We start from the raw sequence: 20,966 nt of genomic DNA on the forward strand, positions 1-20,966 counted from the left end.
GCTGGTCACCGCCGCGGCGCTCCCCCTCACCCCCGCTGCGGCTTCCCCGCCCCGTACAGCCAGTCCTCCCAGATTCCCTCGAAGTCCTCCCCGGGCGCCTGCTTCTCGACGTACGCCGTGAAGTCGGCCGTATCGGCGTTCCCGTACCGATACCGCTTGGCCCATCCCCGGAGGATCCGCCAGAAGCTTTCGTCCCCCACGGCCTGCCGCACCTTCTGCAGCACCATCGCCCCCCGCAGGTACACCGGCGGGTCGGAGATCCGCGCGGCGTCCGGCGGATCCGTGGGCGGAAACTCCCAGATCGCCTCGGCGGCCCCCTCGCTGTCGAAGTAGTCGCCGGAGTACAGCGCGTCGAAGGTCTCCTGCGCGCTCTCGCCGCCGTGGTCCTCCTGCCACAGCCACTCCGCGTAGGTCGCGAAGCCCTCGTTGAGCCACATGTCCCGCCAGCTCTCGGGCGTCACGGAGTCGCCGTACCACTGATGGACGAGTTCGTGGACGAGGAGCGTGAGGTCGGGGGCGCCGGGGAAGACGGGGCGGCTCTGGGTCTCCAGGGCGTAGCCGACGTCGGGCGCGTGGTCGACGATCGCGCCGGTGGCGGAGAAGGGGTACGGGCCGAACCTCCGCTCCGCCCAGCGCAGCACCTCCGGGATCCGCGCGAGCACCGGCCGGCTCGCCTCCGCCTCCGCCGGGTCGACGGCCGTGTACACGGGCAGGCCGTCCCCCGTCCTGGAGCGGCCGATGTCGAAGCGGCCGATCGCGAGCACGGCGAGGTAGCTCGCCATCGGCTCGCCGCTGTGCCAGCGGAAGGTCGTACGGCCTCCCGCGCTCGTCTCGCTCCGCAACTCCCCGTTGGACACGGCCCGCAGGCCCCGGGGCACGGTCACCGTGAGGTCGTAGGCCGCCTTGTCGGAGGGGTGGTGGTTGCCGGGGAACCACGCCATCGACCCGACCGGCTCGCCGAGCGCGAGCACCCCGTCGGTGGTGCGCAGCCAGCCCTCCTCGGAGCCGTCCGGGTCGGTGACGGTCTCCGGAACACCGGAGTAGCGGACCGTCACGCGGAACGTCTCGTCCCGTCGGATGTCGTCGTGCGGCCGGACGGTGAGCTCCTGCCCCGCCCGGTTCCAGCGGGCCGTCTCGCCGCCGACGGTGACCTTTTCGACCTCCAGGCCGCGCAGGTCGAGGTCGAAGGCGGAGAGGTCCTCGGTGGCCCGGGCGGTGAGGGTGGCCGTGCCGGTGAGGAGGCGCGTGCCCGGGGTGTAGGCGAGGCGCAGGCCGTAGTGGGAGACGTCGTAGCCGCCGTTGCCGGCCTTCGGGAACAACGGGTCCTGTACGCCGGAGCCGCCCGGGGTGCCGTGGACCCCGGCGCAGGCCGTGAGGGCGAGAGCGGAGACGAGCAGGGCGGGGACAAGACGTACGGACCGGGCCACGCTCTCGATCTTATGGGGGGCGTGACAGCATCACCCCCGTGCTCGACATCGGCTACGCCCTCTCCAACCGCTTCCCCGACCCGCCGCAGACCGACTACCGCCGCGCGGACGTCCACGCCCTGCGGCACGACCTGTTCTGCGGTGACGTCTACCTCGCGGACACCAAGACGGACCACGAGGTGTCCACAGCCTGGGGATGGGTGCCGGTGCTCGACTTCGCGTGGGCGCTGTGCGACATCGTGGAGCGGATCGACCGGGACCCGGCGGGCTCCCGGGCGTCCCGGCCGCAGCGGGCTGAGCTGGACTTCACCGAGTCGACCGACCGGCTCCTCTTCGAGCGCCGCTTCGGGTGGGTGGACATCGAGGCGGACTGGATGCGCGCGGAGGAGCCCCCGCTCACCGTCTCCCACTCCGAACTGCGCCGCGAGGCCCGGGACTTCCTCCACGACCTGATCGCCGACCTCACCGACCTGCACGACGACCTCGCGGAGAACCCGGCGATCTGGACCCTTCAGGCGCGCTTTCCCCGCCTCCCGTAGAACGCGGACACAACGCGGTCGGTCAGGGTCAGTCCTCCACCCGGATCCCCCACTGCACCGCCAGCACCGGCGCCAGATCCAGCAACTGCGTCGTGCTGATCACCGCCCCCGCCAGCCGGTCCAGGCCCCGGCTGATCTCCAGGGACGCGGCCCCGCGCAGGTCCACCTCCGTGAGGGTCGCCGCGTGGAGGTCGGCGCCCTTCAGCGCGCAGTCCACGAACTCCACGCGCTCCAGGCGGGCGCCGCCGAAGTCCGGCTCGACGAGGACGCAGCCCTCGAAGACGACGTCCCTGAGCCGCGCCGTGCGCAGATTCAGATAGTCGATCTTGCCGCCGCGGATCAGCACCCTCTCCAGCACCGCCCCGTGCAGCTGCGGTCCGCCGAGACGGGCGTCGGTCAGCTCCACGTCCCGCAGGGTCGCCTCGGCGAGGTCGGTGCCGACGCCCCGGACGCCGGTGAGGGCCGAGTCCAGGACCCGGGCGTGCCGCAACCGGGTCTCGTCCAGGGCGCAGCCGGTCAGCGCGCAGTCCATGAAGCGGGCGCCCGAGCCGTCCTGCCCGCCGAGATCCGCGTCCCGGAACTCCAGCCCGTCGTAGTCCCCGTCCGGCTCCAGCGCACCGCCCCCGTACGGCTCCAGCACCGGCAGCCGCACCTCCGGTCGCCGCGCGCCCTTCACACCCGTACCGCCCGCCGCTCTCCTCGCCATGCCCCCCATGCTGCACCCCGCCCCTGACAACAGCCCTCGACCTGCACAAACCCAAGCCATGTCACATTCCGGTGCCCCCGCGCGGTCGTACTCCCAGAAGGCGAACCCGACCAACCAGGGAGACCCCCAGCCATGCACCGCATCACCGTCATCGGCGGCGGCTTCGCCGGCCTGACCGCGGCCATCACCGCCGCCGAGGTGGGCGCCGAGGTCACCGTCCACGAAGCCCACCACACGCTCGGCGGCCGGGCCCGCACCGCCGAGGGCCCGTACCGCACGAACGAGGGCCCGCACGCCCTCTACAACGGCGGCCCGCACTGGACCTGGCTCAAGCAGCGCGACCTCATCGGACCGCTCGCGCCGCTCCCGCCCCTGGAGGCCGCCCGGCTCCGGCTGCGGCACCACGGCGTGCTGCGCCGCACCCCGCCCTTCCCGATGCTGAAGCTGCTGCGCCGGACGGCCCGGCAGGCGCCCGTGGACGCCGACTTCCTGACCTGGGCGACCGGCGTCGCGGGCGAGGAGGGCGCCCGGGCCGCCGCCAACTACTCGGCCGTCGCCCTCTTCCACCACGACCCCGGCTCCCTGTCGGCCGCGTTCGTGCAGGAGAGACTGCGCCGTGCCACCAAGCTGCCGCCCGAGGCGCACTACCCGCGCGGCGGCTGGGCGACGCTCATCGACCGGATGGCCGCCCGCGCCTGGAACCTGGGCGTCCGGATAGAGACCCTGTCCCGGGTCGACACGCTCCCCACCGACACACCGGTCGTCGTCGCCACCTCCCTCGACGCCGCCCGGCGCCTCCTCCAGGACTCCTCGCTCACCTGGCCGAGCGGCCGTACCGCCCTCGTCGACCTCGCCGTACGCACCCGGCGCGGGGACGCGTTCGCGGTGTCCGACCTCGACACGCCCGGCTGGCTCGAACGGTTCACCGCCCAGGACCACGGCCTCGCCCCGGCCGGCGAGCAGCTCATCCAGGGTCAGATCCCCCTCGCCCCAGGGGAGTCGAAGGCCGACGGCACCGCCCGCGCCGAGCAGCTGCTCGACCTGGGCTTCCCGGGCTGGCGCGAGCGGGTCACCTGGCGGCGCGAGTCCGTCGCGGGCGGCCGTACGGGCGCGGTCGACCCGCCCGGCACCAGCTGGCGCGACCGGCCCGCCGTGAACCGGGGCGACGGTGTCTACCTCGCCGGTGACCAGGTCGCGGCCCCCGGCGTGCTGTCGGAGGTCTCCTTCAACAGCGCCCTGACGGCGGTGTCCCTGGCCCTCGGCCGACGGGAACTTGACCTCAAGCATGCTTGAGGTTGAAGGCTGGGGCGCAGACCACGACGACACGAGGAGCCTCGTATGCACGCCATACGCCTGCACGCCTTCGGCCCGGCCGAGAACCTCACCTACGAGCAGGTCGAGGACCCCCGTCCGGGCCCCGGCCAGGTCCGTATCGCCGTACGGGCGGCGGGCGTCCACCTCCTGGACACCGCCCTGCGCGAGGGCGCACAGGGACCGGCGCCCGAGCCGACTCCCCTGCCCACCGTCCCCGGCCGCGAGGTCGCCGGAGTCGTCGAGTCCCTGGGCGAGGGAGTCACCGGCGACTGGCTCGGCAAGCGGGTCGTCGCGCACCTCGGTTTCGTCCCCGGCGGCTACGCCGAACTGGCCGTCACCGAGGCCGAGCGGCTGCACGAGATCCCGGAGAACCTGGACTTCGCCGAGGCCGTCGCCATGATCGGCACGGGCCGTACGACGCTGGGGATCCTCCAGTTCGCCGACCTCGGCCCCGACTCGGTGGCCGTCGTCCCGGCGGCCGCGGGCGGCATCGGCACCCTGCTCGTGCAGTACGCCAAGAACGCCGGCGCCACCGTCGTCGGTCTCGCGGGCGGGCCGGAGAAGGTCGCCCGTGTGCGGGCGAACGGCGCCGATCTCGCCGTCGACTACACGGACCCGGCCTGGCCCGCCAAGGTCCGTGCCCACCTCGGTGGCAAGAGCGCCACCGTGGTCTTCGACGGCGTCGGCGGCGACGTGGCCCGCGAAGCCGTCGCCCTCCTCGGGCCCGGCGGCGCGCACATCGTCTTCGGCTGGTCCGGCGAGGGCATCCACGACGGCGAGCCCTACCTCGTCGAGGGCCTCTCCGAGCAGGTCCTCGGCCCGGTCATGCTCCAGAAGGCCGGCGGCCCCAACCCTGTACGCACCCTCGAACTGCGCGCCCTGACCGAGGCCGCGGCCGGCCGCCTCACCCCCGCCGTACACCGCTTCCCACTCCGCGAGGCCGCGACCGCGCACCGGGCCCTGGAGAGCCGGGGCACGACGGGAAAGGTCGTCCTGGAGCCGTGAAAAACCCGCATGACCCACCTGGCACACCCCGACTACCGTGCCGAGAGTGATCGACATTCCCCGGGAACTGGCGGCATCACAGGAGAAGTACAACGGCGAGGCGGGACGCGCCTTCATCGCGGGACTGCCGGACCTGACGGCCGGCTTCCTCGACCGCTGGGAACTGACCCCCGACGGGCCACCCATGCACGGCGTCTGCGCCCTCGTCCTCCCGGTCCTCCGCCCCGACGGCACCCCCGCGGTCCTCAAGCTCCAGATCCTCGACGAGGAGAGCGAGGGCGAACCGGTCGCCCTGCGCGCCTGGAACGGCGACGGAGCGGTCCGTCTGCTCGACCACGACGAGCCCACCGGCACCATGCTGCTGGAACGCCTGGACGAGAGGCGCATGCTGTCCCAGGAACCGGACCCCCACCGGGCGGTCGTCACCATCGCGGAACTCCTCGCCCACCTCACCTCCTTCCCCGCCCCGCCCGGTCTGCGCCACCTCGGCGACATCGCCCGGGCCATGCTCGACCAGACCCCGCGGGCACTGGCCCGCATCCCCGACCCCGAGGCCCGCCGCCTGGTCGCCGACTGCGCCGCCGCCGTACGCGAGGTCGTCGACGAACCGGGCGACCGTCTCCTCCACTGGGACCTGCACGACGAGAACGTCCTGGCCTCCGACCGCGCCCCCTGGCTCGCGATCGACCCCAAACCCCTGGTGGGCGACCCCGGCTTCGAACTCTGGCCGGCCATCGACAACCGCTACGACCCCGACGACATCCTCTGGCGCTTCGACGCCATGACCGACACCCTCGCCCTGGACCGCCCCCGCGCCCGGGCCTGGACCCTCGGCCGCCTCCTCCAGAACGCCCTGTGGGACATCGAGGACGGCCGCCCCATCGACGACGACCAACTGGAAATCGCCCGCAGACTGAAATAGCCGTGGCCCGGTGTAGAGCCAGTCACACTCTGAGGGAAATTGAACTTTGACCATATGCCCGAACAAGTGACATGAATTCCCTTTCGTTGACATGAAGGTCCAGCTGGCCAGGAGAGGGAAGGTTGGATCGCCCGAATTGACTCGCGCGCGACAACTCGCTAATTTCCACGATCGCTTGCATCGAGCGAACTCCGTGCTTGTACCGAGGAGCTCGCAAGAAGGCGTTGAGTACGCCGTCGTCAATGTTGATGACACCATCGCGCTCAAGCTTGAGCTTCTCGTCCGCAAGCCACGAGCGGAGGAGAATTGCACGCCGGATAATATAGTAGCGATCATCCTCACCCTGCGGATCAGTACCGAGCAGATTTATGTGACCCCGTATCCTGCTGAGGAAATCCGGCCCTTTCGCATCCCTAAACCGTGGTTTCCTCTCAAAAGAGAGCAAGCTGTCCGAGGTTCCTCCAGCAAACACGAACAATGCCTGACCGACTGGATGCTCGACCTCACCTTCCCTGAACTTCCCATCTTGCATGGGGTACAGGAAGTAACGAAGCCAGCCCAAGTCCCCGCCATACTCCGAATCGAACTCATCCCAGAAAACGATGGGGAACAGACCGCGAAGTCCGTCATCCCTGACGACATGCAAGGCATCCCACAGATCATCAACAGACCCAAATTGCGAAAGATTGAACTCTCGAAACTCGTGACGGAAATCTAGCGATTTCACTACCTGCTTCACAGCGTACGATTTCCCGCTCCCTGGCGCCCCAAAGACGGCTATGGATATCGGTCGAGGCTTTGCCGCTGTCGCCCGCCCCCAGTATCCTCGAACGAGATTGCGTATGGACTCAAAGCTCTCGATCTCTTTCCGGTCAACTGTCAGCAGGTCGCCGTACTCGCCAACCGGAACGTTGGGCAACGCTATGTCGACACCGTATCTGACGATGTTTTCGGCCACTGTTTGAACGTCTTCGGGAAGACTTCCCAGTATTGACCACTTGGTCGGGATGAACTCGGGCGGACGCCGAGTCGGATTCGGTACGCGAGCCATACCGAAATTCCCGCTGTGCCACCCATCATCCAAGACCTTGTTTATATTGTCCTTCACAGTTGATATCGGGAAGCTGATTGCCGGCATCCCACTCATGGTCTGGCTGGTGATGTACCCCTTCCGGTAGGCCGCTCTCATGGCTTCAAGAGCTGCTTGAACTGCGATATCGACACGAAGGTTCGAATCACCCTCCAAGCAGTGGTCCATGACTCTCTTGGCGAGTGCCGCCGTGAGTGTGGTCGTAAAGCCCCACATACCTCCCTGTTTGAACTCTGACGTGTCTTCCATCCCTTTGCGGTCAAAGTACAGCGCGAAGTCATTCCGGTCACGATCGTAGAGCAGCGCACCGACCGGCCCAAATGAGGCAATAACATATCGACATGCAGGGAGTCCGGTATTGCTGAGGATCGCTGTCGCACAATCCTCAGCTGTCCTTTCCCATGAAAGATTCTTGCTGATCTCGATCGTCGGGTCATACCGGAGATCTTCAGCGGTGGTAACAACAATCAACCTGTCAAGGCGTGCCTCGCTGCTGCTGAGCCTATCCCACAGTTCTCCCCTGGCTATGCCGGCATCACCCCTGTCTCCCTCGCCGTGTCCCATTTCAACAATCACCCACGGGACGGTCCCCCCTTCATTCTCTATCGAAAGCGGCCAACATTGAGCCTTATGGCTGGACCTGTAGCCCACCCCCGCATCTTCGATTACGACTACGTCCGGGTTGTCTATATCATTCTTGATCTCGTAATCGAGATGCTCCTCCTCCGGTGAGGAGGGACTCAGGCCACCGCATTTTGTTGGCCGGGGACTGTAACCCTGAATCTGTGTTTGCCGCCAGCCCTTCGCGCCCTCCTGCGCTTCCAATTTCTTGATGGTCACGAAGTAGTGATGATACTTATTGAAGCTCTTGTCTTCGAAATGCTCCCCCCACTCTGGCGACGCCACCTCGAATTCTGTGGGCTTGATTTCTCGAATAATGTTGTCCAAAAGCCATGCCCCGCCTTCCAGAGGCCTGACGCCTACTCTGTCCTGGTTGTACCACTTCCCCACCGGGTCTCCCAGTGATTCTTTCTTCGATGCACTGGTCAGCGCCCACCCTATGACCGCGTCCCCAGACACAACTATGCAATGTTCAGCGGAAGTCATCGCTATACATCTCCCGCAGCCGGGTTCTTTCGGAGTTCAAGCCACAACTCCATTCCAACACTTCTGCGGCCTTCACGCCATCGGAGCACCCCCCTTTAGTTGACGCGTCGACAGATGAATAGAAGATATTTGGGCGCTCTAACTCTTCAAGGGGTGTCTTTTCTCCGGAAGGCGCCAGGGTGCGCAGCCCGGTGTTCCGGGCTTGCCGATCCGGTCCTCGGCCCCGGTCCGCAGCCGGTGACGGAGCTCGACACCCTCAAGCCGGCCCGGGCCCCCGCCCCGGAACCGCATCGGAGACCACATCTGAGACCGCGGCCCGCAACGTGCGCCGCTGCCGCCTCCGCTTACCACGAAACCCCAGGTCAGAGGAGTGTGACCTGGGGTTTCAGCAGAGCCCCCTGTCGGATTCGAACCGACGACCTACGCATTACAAGTGCGTTGCTCTGGCCAGCTGAGCTAAGGAGGCGCCGCGTACTGCAACGCCGTACGCGAGGGCGCCACCACTGTACACAGAGCCCGTTGCCCCGAGCCACGAAGTTCCCTTCGGGCCGGGCTCAGTCCACCTCGTACTCGAAGCGGTACGCCACCGCCTTCTCACCGTGCCGTGCGGTGAAGCCGCCCTTCCCCTTCAGTCCGGCCAGCTCCCCGCTGCCCGACCCCGGCACCACCTCGAACGCGCAGTGCACGGTGCCGTCCTCGTCGAACCAGCCCCGCTCCTCGACGGCGAAGCTCCCCTCGCGTCCGTCGACGCGGCCGGTGATCAGTTCCATGCCGCTGAAGGAGCCGGTCTTGGCGGTGACGTAGACGATGGAGTACTCGCAGATCGTCCCGGCCGCCTCGACGCCCCCGCTGAAGGTGTTCCGGACGGAGGCGTGCGCGAGGCGGGGGTTCGTGTCCTCGCCGGGGCCGATCACCTTTTCCTGCCAGTCGGCGAAGGTGAACTGACCGGTCGTGGTGGTGGTCTGGGAGGCGGGCATGGGTGGGGTCCTCTCGGTTCGGGGGCACGGTGTGTGGCCCCGTTCGGCCTGGTGAGACGAGTTTCGCGGCCGTACCTGACATCTCCTGTCAGGTACGGCGACGTACGCCCGACAATGGCCCTCATGCGCGCCGACCGGCTCCTCTCCCTGCTCCTGCTGCTCCAGAACCGCGGGCGGATGACCGCGTCCGAACTCGCCGCCGAGCTGGAGGTGTCGGTGCGCACCGTCTACCGGGACGTCGAGGCGCTGGGCGCGGCGGGTGTGCCGGTGTGCGCGGACCGGGGGCCGGAGGGCGGCTACCGGCTGATGGACGGGTACCGGACGCGGCTGACGGGGCTGACCGACGCCGAGGCGGGTTCGCTGTTCCTCGCCGGGATGCCGGGGCCGGCGCGGGATCTGGGGCTGGGGGCGGTGCTGGCGAGCGCCCAGCTGAAGGTGCAGGCGGCGCTGTCCGCCGAGCCTGCCGGGCAGGCACGGCGGGTTCAGGAGCGGTTCCATCTGGACGCGCCCGCCTGGTTCCGGGAGGCCGATCCGGTGCCGTACCTGGAGGCAGTCGCGGCGGCCGTGTGGGAACAGCGGGTGCTGCGGGTGCACTACCGGCGGTGGCGGGGCGAGGTGCGCCGGGAGGTGTGGCCGATGGGACTCGTCCTGAAGGGCGGCATCTGGTACCTGGTGGCCTTGGCGGAGGGGACCGTCCGCACCTACCGGGTGTCGCGGGTGCTGGCCGTGGAGGAGACCGGGGAGGTCTTCGAGCGTCCGGCCGGGTTCGATCTGGGCGCCCACTGGGAGGAGTCCTCCCGGCGGATGGAAGCCGCTCTCCGGCAAGGCGTCGCACGGCTGCGGATCTCCCCGCGCGCGCAGCGGCTGCTGCCGATGCAGTTCGGGGCGGCGGGCACCGAGGCGCTGCGTGCCGCGGGCGCGCCGGACGAGGACGGCTGGGTGGAGGTGGAGCTGGCCGTGGAGGCGGAGGCCGTGGCGGTCGGTGACCTGCTCCGGCTCGGGGCGGAGGCGGAGGTACTGGACCCTCCTGAGCTGCGGCGATCCGTCATGACGGCGGTGGCGGCCCTCGCGGACCGCTACCGGTGCCGCGACCAGGGACCCGAAAATTTCCGCGAAGTTCACGGGCCCGGAGGTACTGACAGACGAGGTGAACGCCAGGTACCGTCCTGAGCCAGTTCACCCGCGTGGACTACACCACAACGGAAAACCGTCGTGGCACCACCTTCCTACTCGGATCGTCCGGCACGTTCCTGCCGGTAGAAGGGGTTCACTGATCATGGCCACTGTCTCGTTCGACAAGGCGACCCGGATCTACCCGGGCACCGAGAAGCCCGCCGTGGACGGGCTCGACATCCACATCGAGGACGGGGAGTTCCTCGTCCTGGTCGGCCCGTCCGGCTGTGGAAAGTCCACCTCGCTCCGGATGCTCGCCGGGCTCGAGGACGTGAACGGCGGCGCCATCCGCATCGGCGACCGCGACGTCACGCACCTGCCGCCGAAGGACCGGGACATCGCCATGGTGTTCCAGAACTACGCGCTCTACCCGCACATGACCGTCGCCGACAACATGGGCTTCGCGCTCAAGATCGCCGGTGTCAACAAGGCGGAGATCCGGCAGAAGGTCGAAGAGGCCGCGAAGATCCTCGACCTCACCGAGTACCTGGACCGCAAGCCGAAGGCGCTCTCCGGTGGTCAGCGCCAGCGTGTCGCGATGGGCCGCGCCATCGTGCGTGAGCCGCAGGTGTTCCTCATGGACGAGCCGCTGTCCAACCTGGACGCCAAGCTCCGTGTCTCCACGCGTACGCAGATCGCGTCGCTCCAGCGCCGCCTGGGCATCACCACCGTCTACGTCACCCACGACCAGGTCGAGGCCATGACGATGGGCGACCGCGTGGCGGTCCTCAAGGACGGTCTGCTCCAGCAGATCGACACCCCGCGCAACATGTACGACAAGCCCGCCAACCTCTTCGTGGCCGGCTTCATCGGCTCCCCGGCGATGAACCTCGTCGAGGTCCCGGTGACCGACGGCGGCGTGAAGTTCGGCAAGTCGGTCGTGCCGGTGCAGCGTGACGCGCTCAACGCCACCAGCGACAAGACGGTCACCGTCGGTGTCCGCCCCGAGCACTTCGACATCTCCGACGCCGAGCAGGGCCTCGCGGTCACCGTGAACGTCGTCGAGGAGCTCGGCGCCGACGCCTACGTCTACGGCACCGCCAAGGTCGGCGACGACTCCAAGGACCTCGTGGTCCGGGTCAACGGCCGTGACGTCCCGGAGAAGGGCAGCCAGCTGCACATCGTGCCCCGCTCCGGCGAGACCCACGTGTTCTCGACCTCCACCGGCGCGCGCCTCTCCGACTGATGACGTCCGACAGCCGACGACGTCCGACAGCCGACGATGTCCGACAGCCGACGACGTCCGACGGCAACCGCGAGACGCACCACCCCGGGTGATCCACCCGGTTGACGAAGAGGGCCCCGCAGAGCGCTGCGGGGCCCTTCTCGCTGTCGCGAGATACCCCGGCAGACCGGACATTTCGAGCGTTGTGCGTCAACGCCCTACCCAAAAAAGGAGGCTCCCTCATCCCCCGAACCGGTGACTAAATGTCTACAAACCATCACTGGGCGCTACCCTCACTCGCGTGAAGCACTCCAACACCCAACAGACGCGACGCGGCCGGGGCCCCGCCCGCCGGATCGGCCGCACCCTCGCTTTCGTCCTGCCCGTCGTCCTGGTGCTCTCCGGGACCCTCGCGGTCACCCGAGTCAACTGGTCGGGAAGCCCCTCCGACCCGGTGCTCACCGCCGCGGACACCGCCACGTCCGCCGGCACCCCGCGGGCCGTCAAGCGCGCCCCACAGGAGGTTCTGCGCGACAGGCTGCTGACCGAGCTCCAGCAAGAGGACCCGGGCGCCGCCCTCACCCACCTCCAGCAGGCCGTCAACGACCGCCCGTCATTGGCGAAGCACTGCGCGTCCATCGCCCGCGCCCTCGGCCAGGCCGCCGTCCGGGTCTACGGCCCGACCCGCGCCCAGTCCTACGCCCGCCCGGTCTGCGACACCGCCTTCGCCACGGGGGTCGCGGCGGCGCACAGCTGAGCGCGCGCCCGGAGCTGAGCGCGCGCCCACAGCCGAATGCCCGGGCGGGACGCCACGTACAGTTCGGTTCCATGAGCGATCCGAGCGCCGCGTCCCGCCCCGTGCAAGCCGTGGTACTGGCCGGAGGCCAGGGCTCCCGGCTGCGCCCGTACACCGACGACCGGCCCAAGCCGATGGTCGAGATCCCCGGGACGGGGACTCCGATCATCGGCCATCAGCTTTCCTGGCTCGCCGAGGAGGGCGTGACGGACGTGGTGGTCTCCTGCGGCCACCTCGCCGAGGTGCTCCAGAAGTGGCTGGAGACGGCCGATGTGCCCGTCTCCGTCACCACCGTCGTGGAGTCCGAGCCCCTCGGCCGCGGCGGCGGCCTCAAGTACGCCGCCACGCATCTGCCCCACCCGGACCAGCCCTGGTACGCCACCAACGGTGACATCTGGACGCGGTTCTCGCTGCGGGACATGGCGGACTTCCACACTGAGCGCGACGCGATCGCGACGGTGGCGCTGGCGCGGCCGCGGCTGCCGTGGGGGGCGGTGAAGACCGACGGGTTCGGGCACATCACCGACTTCATCGAGGCGCCGCCGTCGACGTTCGAGATCAACGCGGGTGTGTATGTGTTCTCCCCCGAGTTCGCCGGGCTGTTGCCGGATCGGGGGGATCATGAGCGCACGACGTTTCCCCGGCTGGCGCGGGAGCAGCGGCTTGCCGGGTTCACGATTCCGCAGGGGTCGTATTGGCGTGCGATCGATACGGCGAAGGATCTGACGGAGGCTGCCAAGGAGCTGGCGGCTTCGGGGCGCTGAGAGCTCGGGGGCTGACGTCTTCTCGCGGCTGCGGGCTCATTGTGGCTTGTCGCGCAGTTCCCCGCGCCCCTGAGTCCGCTGCACCCCCGTGCGTCAGAAGGGCCCCGCACCTCGAACGGTGCGGGGCCCTCTGTCGTGCCGGCCGGTGGGGGTCAGCCCAGGAGGCCGCCTACCAGGCCCGGTTGGCCGGAGGACGAGGAGTCGTCGCCCGTGCCGCGGGTCGAGCCGGAGCCGCCCGTCGTGGCGCCGCCGGAGGTGGGGCCGGACGAGGTGCTCGGGGCCTGGCCGGCCGGGGAGGACTGGCGGGGCGGGGCCTGGCCCGCGCTGCCCTGGGTCTGGCTGGGCCGGCCCCCGGTGACGGTGCCGGACTCCTGGGTGGCGCCCGGCCTCGACGTGGTGCCCGCGCTGGGGCCGGCCGAGCCGGACGTGGCGCCCTGGGTGGGCGTGGAGGAGGCCGACGGGGTCCGCTTGTGCTGCCGCTTGCCCGGTTCCTCCGGGAGCGGGGAGCCGGGCAGCTCGTTGCGCGGGGCCTCGCCGGGCCCGGGGACGACGACCCGGTCGGCGTCGCGGACGGCGCCGCCGAGCAGCGAACCGACGAGCAGCGTGAGGCCGGTGGCGACGGCGGTGACGAGGACGCCCCGGCGCAGCACGTAGCGGCGCAGGTCCCAGATGTCGGCGCGGGGGCCGAGGTGGCGCCAGGCGCTGCCGGCGAGGCGGCCGTCGACGGAGTAGACGGGGGCGCCGGCGATGATCAGCGGGGACCAGGCGGCGAGGTAGATGATGTCGGGGGTCTCGTAGACGGGAACGCTCTTCCAGCTGACGGTGACCAGCAGCGCCGCCGAGAGCAGGGCGCCCAGACAGGCGGCGACGCGCTGCCAGCAGCCGAGGACCGTCAGGACGCCGACGACGACCTGCGCGAAGGCGATCACCAGCCCCGAGCCGATCGGGTGCGCGAAGGCGAACTGGCGCAGGGGCTCGGCGACTTCCCAGGGATGCAGGGTGTTGAGCCACTTCACCATGGAGCCGCGCTCGCCGCCGTCGAAGTAGACGGGGTCGCACAGCTTGCCCATGCCGGCGTAGACGGAGATGAAGCCGAGGAAGACGCGCAGCGGGAGCAGGACGACGCCGAGGTTCATCCGGCGGCCCGGGTAGTAGGCGTGCCGGGCCGGGTCGTCGCCGTGGCGTTTGACGGGCCGCCGGGTCTCGTCCAGTTCGTCGGCGAGGTCCTCGAACTCGCCGTCTCCGTAGGCGGGTTCGTCGTAGACGCTGCCGACGGTGCGCATGGGCGGCAACAGCCGGGTGCCGTCGGCCTGTTCGCGGGTGCGCTGGTGGCCGACGATCGGGGTCTCGACGGTCCGGGTGAGCTCGTCCTCGTAGCCGTCGCCCTGGTAGCCGTCGCCTTGGTATGCGGTGCCTTGGTATCCGGTGCCGCCGTAGCCGCCGTGGTCGTATCCGGCGCCGTGGTCCGTGCCCGGTTCGGTGCCCACACGGGAGATCACCTGGGTGGCTCCGGCGTCGGCGGCGGGCTCGTCGGGGTGGCGGACGCTCTCGTGCCGCACGGCCTGGAGGAGCCGGTGGGCGCCGGTGTCGTCCGGAGCGGATCTGCCGCTCCAGACGACGGGACGGCGGCGGGCGGGGCCACCGTCCGCCGCGCCCCCGGCGGTGGCGACGGGGATGCGGGCGGTGTCCTCGGTGGCGGTCATGTGCCGTGCGACCCGTGGGGACTGCACGCGACGCGTCGAGACGCCCAACTGCACGCGGAAACTCGCGTGGTTGACGATGACCTGCGCCGGGTCGCTCGGCACCTTCACCATGCTCAGCGCGGGAGCGTCGTCGAGTCCCGACGAGCGGTCCCCCGTGGGTGTGCGGGGTGTTCTGGTGTCCACACTCATCTAACCGAGTGACGTCGGGATAGGACACTGCTTTGACCGGCCGGATCTGTCCGGACCCCGTCAAGCTTGTCCTTGTCGCCCCGATGCCCCCGGAATTACCCCGTACGGGTGAAGTGGCGGACGCCTGTTCAGCTGCGTCGGCGGGCCGCCTCGTACAGCACGATCCCCGCCGCCACACCGGCGTTGAGCGACTCGGTGCCACCCGGCATGGGGATCCGCACGCGGTAGTCGCACGTCTCGCCGACCAGCCGGGACAGGCCCTTGCCCTCGCTCCCGACGACGATGGCGACGGGCCCGCCCAGGGCCTCAAGATCGCCGAGCTCGGCCTCACCGTCGGCGGCGAGGCCGACGACCACGATGCCGGCCTTCTTGTACGCCTCCAGCGCGCGCGTCAGGTTGGTGGCGCGGGCGACGGGCGTACGGGCTGCGGCGCCGGCGGACGTCTTCCAGGCACCGGCCGTCATGCCGGCGGCCCGCCGCTCGGGTACGACGACGCCGTGGCCGCCGAAGGCCGAGACGGACCGGACGACCGCGCCGAGGTTGCGCGGGTCGGTCACCCCGTCGAGCGCGACGATCAGCGGGTCGTCGCCCTCGTCGGCGGCGGCAGCGGCGAGGTCCTCGGGGTGGGCGTACTCGTACGGCGGGACCTGGAGCACCAAACCCTGGTGGTTCAGCCCGTTCGTCATCCGGTCGAGCTCGGGGCGCGGCGCCTCCATGAGGTTGATGCCCCCGCGCTCGGCGGCGAGTTGCAGCGCCTCGCGCACCCGCTCGTCGCTGTCGATGAACTGCTGCACGTACAGCGTGGAGGCCGGCACGCCCTCGCGCAGCGCCTCGACGACGGAGTTGCGCCCGACGACGAGTTCGGAGGTGCCCTTGGCGCGCGGGCCCTTGGTGCGGCTCTGGGCACGGCGCGACTTGGCCTGTGCGGCGCGCTGCTTGACGTGCCCCTTGCGCGCCTCGGCGGGCGGCGTCGGCCCCTTGCCTTCCAGGCCCCGGCGCCGCTTGCCGCCACTGCCGACCTGCGCGCCCTTCTTGCCGGACATGCGGCGGTTGTTTGCGGCCATGACCTACCTGTCTGTGTGAGCGTTCGTACGTACGTCTATGCAGTGTGCCGCCCGGAGGCCCGGGCGGCACAATCGATCAGCTGTGGCTCTCGCCCCAGCGCTTGCCTCAGCGCGGGCCGAGGCTCCACCGCGGGCCCTGCGGGCTGTCCTCGATGACGAGGCCGGACTGGCTCAGCTGGTCGCGGATGGCGTCCGCGGTGGGCCAGTCCTTGCGGGCCCGGGCGGCCTCGCGCTGGTCGAGGACCATGCGGACCAGCGTGTCGACCACGCCGTGCAGATCGTCGCCGCGGTCGCTCTCCCCGGCCCAGTGCTCGTCGAGCGGGTCGAGCCCGAGGACGCCGAGCATGGCGCGGACCTCGGCGAGCCGGGCCACCGCGGCTTCCTTGTCGTCGGCGGCCAGCGCGCTGTTGCCCTGCCGGACGGTGGTGTGCACGACGGCGAGCGCCTGCGGCACGCCCAGGTCGTCGTCCATGGCCTCGGCGAAGGCGAGCGGCACCTCGGGGGCGGGCTCGACGACGCCGGCCTTCTCGACCACGCGCTGCACGAAGCCCTCGATCCGCGCGAACGCCGACTCGGCCTCGCGCAGCGCCTCCTCGCTGTACTCGATCATCGAGCGGTAGTGCGGGGTGCCCAGGTAGTAGCGCAACACGATGGGCCGCCAGCGCTTGACCATCTCGCTGACCAGGACCGAGTTGCCGAGCGACTTGGACATCTTCTCGCCGCTCATGGTGACCCAGGCGTTGTGCACCCAGTACTGGGCGAAGTCGTCGCCGTAGGCCTTGGCCTGGGCGATCTCGTTCTCGTGGTGCGGGAAGACCAGGTCGAGGCCGCCGCCGTGGATGTCGAAGGCGGTGCCCAGGTACTTGTGCGCCATCGCCGAGCACTCGAGGTGCCAGCCCGGGCGGCCGCGGCCCCAGGGCGTCTCCCAGTCGGGCTCGCCCGGCTTGGTGGCCTTCCACATCGCGAAGTCGCGCGGGTCGCGCTTGCCCGAGACCCCCTCGTCGGGCTGGCGCAGGTCGTCGATGTCCTGGTTGGACAGCGCCAGGTACTCGGGGAAGGAGCGGACGTCGAAGTAGACGCTGCCGTCCGCCACGTAGGCGTGCCCGCGCTCGATGAGGCCGCGCATCATCTCGATCATCTCGGTGATGTGGCCGGTGGCACGGGGCTCGTAGGTCGGCGGCAGGCAGCCGAGGGCGTCGTAGCCGTCGTTGAAGGCGCGCTCGTTCTCGTAGCCGATGGCCCACCAAGGGCGGTTCTGGTCGGCCGACTTGGCGATGATCTTGTCGTCGATGTCGGTGACGTTCCGCACGAAGGTGACGTCGTAGCCGCGGTACGCGAACCAGCGGCGCAGGATGTCGAAGTTCAGCCCGGAGCGGATGTGCCCGATGTGCGGGGCGGCCTGCACGGTGGCACCACACAGGTAGATCGAGACACAACCCGGCTGGAGCGGGGTGAAGTCACGGATCTGCCGGGCGCTGGTGTCGTACAGGCGAATAGTCACGGGACCAGGGTAGTAGGCCGTGGGGGGTGCGTGGGGCAGTCCCTTCGTTGTCGTGTGCGGGTCGTGGGGGCTGATCGCGCCCACGCGGCGGAGCCGCATGTCACACACAGCCCTGCGCCCCCAGGAGGACAGGACCGGTCATCGCACCTTCGCGACCAAGGCCGTCGCCACCGCCATCAGGCCCTCGTCGCGTCCCGGGAAGCCCAGGCCGTCCGTCGTCGCACCCGATACGGACACCGGTGCGCCCGCCGCCTCCGACAGCAGCTTCTGGGCCTCGTCCCGGCGTTTCCCGATCTTCGGTCTCGGGCCTACCACCTGTACGGCGATGTTGCCGATGCGGAAGCCCGCCTCGCGGACGATGCGGGCGGCCTCGGTGAGGAGTGTGACGCCTGACGCGCCCGACCACTCGGGCCGGCCCGTGCCGAAGTGCTGTCCGAGGTCGCCGAGGCCCGCCGCCGAGAACAGGGCGTTGCAGGCCGCGTGCGCGACGACGTCCGCGTCGGAGTGGCCCGCGAGGCCCGGGCCCTCGCCCTCCCACTTCAGGCCGGCGCACCAGAGCTCGCGGCCCTCCTCGAAGGCGTGGATGTCGGTGCCGATGCCGACCTGGGGCAGCAGGGGCTCGGGCGTGGACGCGTCAGAAGCCATCGTTGAGCCTCCTGCGGGCCAGGACCGCCTCGGCGAGGACCAGGTCCAGGGGGCGGGTGATCTTGAAGGCCTCCTCGTGGCCGGGCACCGCCACGACCGTGAGGCCGAGCTGTTCGACCATGCCGGCGTCGTCGGTGACGTCCCCGGTGACCGTCTCGTGCGCCCGGACCAGCGTCGCCCGGTCGAAGCCCTGCGGCGTCTGCACGGCCCGCAGCAGCGCACGCTCCGGCGTCGCGACGACCGGCTCCGGCTCGCCGGGCGTCCCGGCGGGCTCGACCTGCTTGACGGTGTCGGCGAGCGGCAGGGCCGGGACCACGGCGGGGGCGCCCTCACGGACGGCCTCGATCACGGCGTCGACGGTGTCCACCGGCACCAGCGGCCGGGCCGCGTCGTGCACCAGCACGATGTCGTGGCCGGGCGGCAGCGCGTCGAGGCCGAGCTTCACCGACTCCTGGCGGCTCCGACCGCCCGGGACGACGAGGAAGTCGGTCCGCTCGGGCAGCGCGTGCACGTCGAGCAGCGACTTGACCTCGGCGGCGCCGTCGGGCGGGGCCACGACCACGACCAGGGAGACGGCGCGGGAGGCGGCCATCGCGCGGACCGCGTGGATGAGCATGGGGGTGCCACCCAGCGCGCGGAGCGCCTTGGGGGCGCCCGGGCCGAGCCGTACGCCACGGCCGGCGGCCGGGATCACGGCCGCGGTACGGGCCGCGGCGGGGCCGTCGTGCGGCGAGGGACGCGAATCGTCAGACATCGGTTCCTGTCAGGTTTGTGTGCTGGCCTGGCGTGGGTATGGCCTGGAGGAGTGCCGGGCGCGACGCGCTCGACCGGCCCCTTCCGTGACGCTGGTCGAGGCGGCTGCCCGGGCCCGGCACGCCAAACACCGGATCGTGAGTGGTAACACATCCGGCGGTGACGGCGCATTCGGCGACCGAGTACGAACATGCCGCAGCGCCCGGCGACAGAAAAATCGTCATCGGGCACCGCGGCATTTCGATGTGCAGCGTTGATCTGCGTTGAACTGCTGCGTTGATCTGCAGAGTGCTGAGCGACAGGCTCCGCCTCAGGAGGCGAGAACCTCGTCGAGCAGGGCCTCGGCCTTGTCCTCGTTGGTGTTCTCCGCGAGGGCGAGCTCGCTCACCAGAATCTGGCGCGCTTTGGCGAGCATGCGCTTCTCACCGGCGGAGAGTCCGCGCTCACGCTCACGACGCCACAGGTCACGCACCACTTCCGCGACCTTGATGACATCACCGGAGGCGAGCTTCTCCAGGTTTGCCTTGTATCGACGGGACCAGTTCGTGGGCTCCTCGGCGTACGGTGCGCGCAGCACCTCGAAGACCCGGTCCAGCCCATCCTGACCGACCACATCACGCACGCCGACGAACTCCGCATTGTCCGCTGGCACACGCACTGTCAGGTCACCCTGGGCGACCTTCAGCACCAAGTAGGTCTTGTCCACGCCTTTGATCTGGCGAGTTTCGATAGCCTCGATCAGCGCGGCCCCGTGATGGGGATAGACCACGGTGTCGCCAACCTTGAACGTCATGTGACAGGTACCCCTTCCGTGGCTATCCAGGGTAACACGGAAACTGCGGGTTCTGAATGGCGTTTTCGCAGGTCAGGGCATATCTCGGGGCTTGACAAGTCCGACAGGAACGTGCTTCGGACAGGGAGTGGAAGAAGGTATTCGCAGGTCGGAGCGGCTCTCCGGGGCGAGCGAAACGCGTACGTTACACGCATCCGGGGCCGCCTTCAGAGGGCCAAACATCCCCATATGTCCGGTTGCGTGTGAGCGACTTCCGCTACTCCGTTCGGCGGCCCCACCCGGCTTCCGGCCGAATCCGGAATTGATCACACGACGTCCGGTGGAGTCCTCGGTGATCAATTTCCGGTGGCCCGCACATTCCTTCACGGAAAATTTTCGCTGCCGCCGGGGGGTCTTATATGAATGCCGGACGAGTGCACGGTCAATGTGACTCGGCAGTCACCTGTGACCCATGAGCCGCCAGTGACGCAGGTGGGATCCACCAGTGACGCAGGTGGGATCGGAGGGGCCCGGGGGGTCGGGTGCGGCGGCGCGGGAACGGCTCGGTAACCTAAGGCCCGCTGACAGACACTTAGGGCGGCTTTTCCGGCCGCTCCGCTCGAGTCAAGGAGTTGCCGCCGCCGTGAGCAGCAGCCTTCGACGCGGCGCCCTCGCCGCGGCCGCCATCGCGTTTTCGATCGCCTCGCTCGCCGCGTGCGGTGCCGGCAACGACGCCCAGACGCTGGAGATCAAGCCGGACAACGCGGCGACGAGCGTCGGCGACATCAAGGTCCAGAACGCGATCGTGATCACGCAGCCCGACCTCGAGTCGACCGGCCCGGCCGCGATCTCCGCCACCTTCTTCAACTCCGGCAGCACCGCGCAGACGCTGGAGTCCATCACCATCCCCGGCACCGGCAAGAAGGCCGAGCTCAAGCCCGCCAAGGGCGGCAGCCTGAGCATCCCGGCCGGCGGCCGGCTGATCCTGGGCGGCAAGGGCAACGCCACGGCCATGCTGCCGAGCAGCCGCGAGGCCGTCCAGGACGGCAACGCCCAGAAGGTCACCTTCACCTTCAGCAAGACCGGTGACGTGAGCCTGCGCGCGTTCGTCGTCCCCGCCGAGAGCTACTTCAAGGAGTGGGGCCCGAGCGAGATCCCGGCCGCGCCGGGCGCGTCGGGCACCCCGTCCGGCTCTCCGGCCGAGAGCGCCTCGGGCTCGCCGGCCGGGACGGAGAGCCCCGCCGGTGGCGAGACCCCGGGCGGCCACGAGTCGCCGGCCACGCCGACCGACGCGGCGTCCGCGAGCGCCTCGAACGAGGCGGACGCCGGGCACTGACCCGTCGGAACAGCCGTA

19 protein-coding genes and 1 tRNA gene are annotated in these 20,966 nt (G+C 69.8%); 9 read left to right on the forward strand and 11 right to left on the reverse strand.

Annotation, left to right across the window (positions count from 1 at the left end; genetic code table 11):
* Positions 1 to 26: 26 nt before the first annotated feature.
* The gene (locus SSQG_RS17560; protein ID WP_003991149.1) at positions 27 to 1,427 is read right to left on the reverse strand and encodes a M1 family metallopeptidase; all 1,401 of its coding nucleotides are present in this window, start codon (positions 1,425 to 1,427) and stop codon (positions 27 to 29) included.
* Positions 1,428 to 1,465: 38 nt separating this feature from the next.
* Here SSQG_RS17560 and SSQG_RS17565 point away from each other — a divergent pair, with 38 nt between their 5' ends.
* Complete coding sequence (locus SSQG_RS17565; RefSeq protein WP_003991150.1) at positions 1,466 to 1,966, forward strand: hypothetical protein; 501 nt, start codon at positions 1,466 to 1,468, stop codon at positions 1,964 to 1,966.
* 28 nt (positions 1,967 to 1,994) lie between these two features.
* Here the strand turns inward: SSQG_RS17565 and SSQG_RS17570 are convergent, their stop codons facing one another.
* Positions 1,995 to 2,672 carry a pentapeptide repeat-containing protein gene (locus tag SSQG_RS17570; protein ID WP_106434278.1) on the reverse strand — a complete coding sequence of 226 codons (678 nt, stop codon included), beginning with the start codon at positions 2,670 to 2,672 and terminating at the stop codon, positions 1,995 to 1,997.
* A 132-nt stretch (positions 2,673 to 2,804) separates the two neighbouring features.
* Here SSQG_RS17570 and SSQG_RS17575 point away from each other — a divergent pair, with 132 nt between their 5' ends.
* Genes SSQG_RS17575 through SSQG_RS17585 form a run of 3 tightly spaced genes read left to right on the forward strand, consistent with a single transcriptional unit; the run spans position 2,805 to position 5,913 of the window.
* Positions 2,805 to 3,965, forward strand: a complete 1,161-nt coding sequence (locus SSQG_RS17575; RefSeq protein WP_003991152.1) for an FAD-dependent oxidoreductase — start codon at positions 2,805 to 2,807, stop codon at positions 3,963 to 3,965.
* Between the two features lie 45 nt (positions 3,966 to 4,010).
* Entirely contained in the window at positions 4,011 to 4,991 is a 981-nt protein-coding gene (locus SSQG_RS17580) for a zinc-binding dehydrogenase (RefSeq protein WP_003991153.1), read from the forward strand.
* Between the two features lie 37 nt (positions 4,992 to 5,028).
* On the forward strand, positions 5,029 to 5,913 hold the full coding sequence (locus tag SSQG_RS17585) for an aminoglycoside phosphotransferase family protein (protein ID WP_003991154.1): 885 nt from the start codon (positions 5,029 to 5,031) through the stop codon (positions 5,911 to 5,913).
* Positions 5,914 to 5,935: 22 nt separating this feature from the next.
* Here the strand turns inward: SSQG_RS17585 and SSQG_RS41395 are convergent, their stop codons facing one another.
* The 3 genes from SSQG_RS41395 to SSQG_RS17595 form a co-directional block, all read right to left on the reverse strand.
* The gene (locus tag SSQG_RS41395; RefSeq protein ID WP_003991155.1) at positions 5,936 to 8,110 is read right to left on the reverse strand and encodes an ATP-binding protein; all 2,175 of its coding nucleotides are present in this window, start codon (positions 8,108 to 8,110) and stop codon (positions 5,936 to 5,938) included.
* A gap of 392 nt (positions 8,111 to 8,502) precedes the next feature.
* Positions 8,503 to 8,576, reverse strand: a tRNA-Thr gene (locus SSQG_RS17590).
* Between the two features lie 88 nt (positions 8,577 to 8,664).
* The gene (locus SSQG_RS17595; protein ID WP_003991156.1) at positions 8,665 to 9,087 is read right to left on the reverse strand and encodes a DUF3224 domain-containing protein; all 423 of its coding nucleotides are present in this window, start codon (positions 9,085 to 9,087) and stop codon (positions 8,665 to 8,667) included.
* Positions 9,088 to 9,210: 123 nt separating this feature from the next.
* Between SSQG_RS17595 and SSQG_RS17600 the strand changes: the two genes are divergently transcribed.
* From SSQG_RS17600 to SSQG_RS17615, 4 genes are all read left to right on the forward strand, one after another.
* Positions 9,211 to 10,257, forward strand: a complete 1,047-nt coding sequence (locus tag SSQG_RS17600) for a helix-turn-helix transcriptional regulator (protein WP_003991157.1) — start codon at positions 9,211 to 9,213, stop codon at positions 10,255 to 10,257.
* A 106-nt stretch (positions 10,258 to 10,363) separates the two neighbouring features.
* Positions 10,364 to 11,446: an ABC transporter ATP-binding protein gene (locus SSQG_RS17605; RefSeq protein WP_003991158.1), complete on the forward strand. Its 1,083-nt coding sequence runs from the start codon at positions 10,364 to 10,366 to the stop codon at positions 11,444 to 11,446.
* A 280-nt stretch (positions 11,447 to 11,726) separates the two neighbouring features.
* Positions 11,727 to 12,182 (forward strand): hypothetical protein, encoded by a 456-nt coding sequence (locus SSQG_RS17610; RefSeq protein WP_003991159.1) that lies wholly within the window; start codon positions 11,727 to 11,729, stop codon positions 12,180 to 12,182.
* Between the two features lie 71 nt (positions 12,183 to 12,253).
* Positions 12,254 to 12,985 carry a nucleotidyltransferase family protein gene (locus tag SSQG_RS17615; protein WP_003991160.1) on the forward strand — a complete coding sequence of 244 codons (732 nt, stop codon included), beginning with the start codon at positions 12,254 to 12,256 and terminating at the stop codon, positions 12,983 to 12,985.
* Positions 12,986 to 13,137: 152 nt separating this feature from the next.
* Here the strand turns inward: SSQG_RS17615 and SSQG_RS17620 are convergent, their stop codons facing one another.
* The 6 genes from SSQG_RS17620 to SSQG_RS17645 all read right to left on the reverse strand — a co-directional run bounded on the left by SSQG_RS17620 (position 13,138) and on the right by SSQG_RS17645 (position 19,633).
* Positions 13,138 to 14,877: a DoxX family membrane protein gene (locus tag SSQG_RS17620; protein WP_003991161.1), complete on the reverse strand. Its 1,740-nt coding sequence runs from the start codon at positions 14,875 to 14,877 to the stop codon at positions 13,138 to 13,140.
* 128 nt (positions 14,878 to 15,005) lie between these two features.
* Entirely contained in the window at positions 15,006 to 15,941 is a 936-nt protein-coding gene (rlmB, locus tag SSQG_RS17625) for a 23S rRNA (guanosine(2251)-2'-O)-methyltransferase RlmB (RefSeq protein WP_003991162.1), read from the reverse strand.
* 106 nt (positions 15,942 to 16,047) lie between these two features.
* Positions 16,048 to 17,442 (reverse strand): cysteine--tRNA ligase, encoded by a 1,395-nt coding sequence (cysS, locus tag SSQG_RS17630; protein ID WP_039935160.1) that lies wholly within the window; start codon positions 17,440 to 17,442, stop codon positions 16,048 to 16,050.
* 138 nt (positions 17,443 to 17,580) lie between these two features.
* Positions 17,581 to 18,087, reverse strand: coding sequence for a 2-C-methyl-D-erythritol 2,4-cyclodiphosphate synthase (gene ispF / locus SSQG_RS17635; protein WP_003991164.1), 507 nt, complete (start codon positions 18,085 to 18,087; stop codon positions 17,581 to 17,583).
* Positions 18,077 to 18,841 carry a 2-C-methyl-D-erythritol 4-phosphate cytidylyltransferase gene (gene ispD, locus SSQG_RS17640; RefSeq protein ID WP_003991165.1) on the reverse strand — a complete coding sequence of 255 codons (765 nt, stop codon included), beginning with the start codon at positions 18,839 to 18,841 and terminating at the stop codon, positions 18,077 to 18,079. Before ispD ends, ispF begins: the two co-directional genes overlap by 11 nt.
* Positions 18,842 to 19,150: 309 nt before the next feature.
* Complete coding sequence (locus SSQG_RS17645) at positions 19,151 to 19,633, reverse strand: CarD family transcriptional regulator (protein WP_003953493.1); 483 nt, start codon at positions 19,631 to 19,633, stop codon at positions 19,151 to 19,153.
* Positions 19,634 to 20,255: 622 nt separating this feature from the next.
* Between SSQG_RS17645 and SSQG_RS17650 the strand changes: the two genes are divergently transcribed.
* Complete coding sequence (locus SSQG_RS17650) at positions 20,256 to 20,948, forward strand: hypothetical protein (RefSeq protein ID WP_003991166.1); 693 nt, start codon at positions 20,256 to 20,258, stop codon at positions 20,946 to 20,948.
* Positions 20,949 to 20,966: the final 18 nt, after the last annotated feature.

Origin of the sequence: Streptomyces viridochromogenes DSM 40736, from assembly GCF_000158955.1 — a bacterium.
GTDB lineage: Bacteria > Actinomycetota > Actinomycetes > Streptomycetales > Streptomycetaceae > Streptomyces > Streptomyces venetus.